This is a genomic window from Rhizobium sp. P1_E1 (genome assembly GCF_056406015.1).
On the sequence record NZ_JBFUAY010000505.1, the window covers coordinates 1 to 1284 of the forward strand.

The 1284-nt window shown below is 55.9% G+C and carries 2 protein-coding genes; one reads left to right on the forward strand and one right to left on the reverse strand.

Annotated elements, in window-relative coordinates:
* On the reverse strand, positions 1 to 630 hold a 630-nt coding region (locus AC1D1Z_RS37525; protein ID WP_477853900.1), incomplete at its 3' end, for a LacI family DNA-binding transcriptional regulator.
* A gap of 199 nt (positions 631 to 829) precedes the next feature.
* Here AC1D1Z_RS37525 and AC1D1Z_RS37530 point away from each other — a divergent pair.
* Positions 830 to 1270, forward strand: a complete 441-nt coding sequence (locus AC1D1Z_RS37530) for an RbsD/FucU family protein (RefSeq protein ID WP_026188826.1) — start codon at positions 830 to 832, stop codon at positions 1268 to 1270.
* Positions 1271 to 1284: the final 14 nt, after the last annotated feature.

A 1284-nucleotide genomic window follows, 5' to 3' on the forward strand; every position in this document is an offset into this window, starting at 1 on the left:
GTCCTCTACCTCTATTCCCTTCTCGATCATCGCTGCGCGGAAGGCCTTTGCGCGCTCCACAGTCGTCGCAAAGCCGGGTTGACCGAGAATGATCCCAACCCGTCGATGATGCAGCGTCACGAGATGATCGACGAGCGTTTGTATTGCGGCGACGTTATCCGTCCCGACCTGGTCGAAACGGTTGTCCGACAGCCTGTCAACAAGCACACAGGGAAGGTCGGACCGGATGAGATAGTCCAGCGCTTTTTTAGGATCGCCCGAAGGCGCAAGTATAATCCCGTCGACTCGGCGTTGATGCAGATGCTGGACCAGTTCCAGCTCCCGGACCGGGTCATCTTGCGTGTCACAGAGGAACACGATCAAGCCCCGTTTGGAACACTCGGTTTCAATCGCACAGATAATGTCACTGAAATAAGGGTTCGAAATTGCGGAAATCGCGAGGCCGACGGTACCTGTCGATGACAATTTGAGCGAGCGAGCGACTGTATTGGGGATATATCCGATCGCCTCCACGGACTCGAGGACGAGCTTGACCTTCTCGGGCGAGACGTAGCGCGTCTTATTGAGAACGTGCGAAACCGTGGAGACTGAGACCCCGGCCGCCTTTGCCACCTCGGAAATAGTCGTCATGAGCGCACTCCAGCTCTCGCCAGCAGCGCAACAAACAGGTTTTTCAAACTATCCTCCCAAGCGAAATTCCAACCTCCAGAGGCTCTCCCAGGATCCGCTATGTAATAACGCTAGCGCCATCGAAACGTTTGCGCAATCGTTTTTTTCTGCTAATCGTTCATCGTTCTTGTTGCTGCTAATCTCTTGGGAGGGAGACGCCATGCTGAAGGGTGTGCCGCCGTTCATTACGGCCGACCTGTTGTGGGTCATGGCCTCCATGGGTCACGGCGACGAACTGGCAATCGTGGATCGAAACTTCTCCGGTTTTCGTGTAGCGACCCAAACCACGAGCGGAAAGCTTCTCATCTTAGAGGGTGTCGATGCACCGACTGCAGTCCGCGGGATCCTTCAGATGATGCCCTTGGACACGTTTAGTGAGACGCCTCTGATGCACATGGAGGCCGTCGACGCRCCAGGCGAGTTGCTGGAAGTACACAAAGACGTCCTCGCCGTTTGCAGTGAAGCAGAGGGCCGTTCGATAGCGAGCCAACCGGTCGAGAGGTCTGCGTACTATCCCATCGCGATGCGATCGTTTGCAGTCATCCAGACGGCGGAATCGCGCGCCTATGGGAACTTCATCCTTAAGAAGGGCGTGGTCTGAGGGTTCTCTTCGAC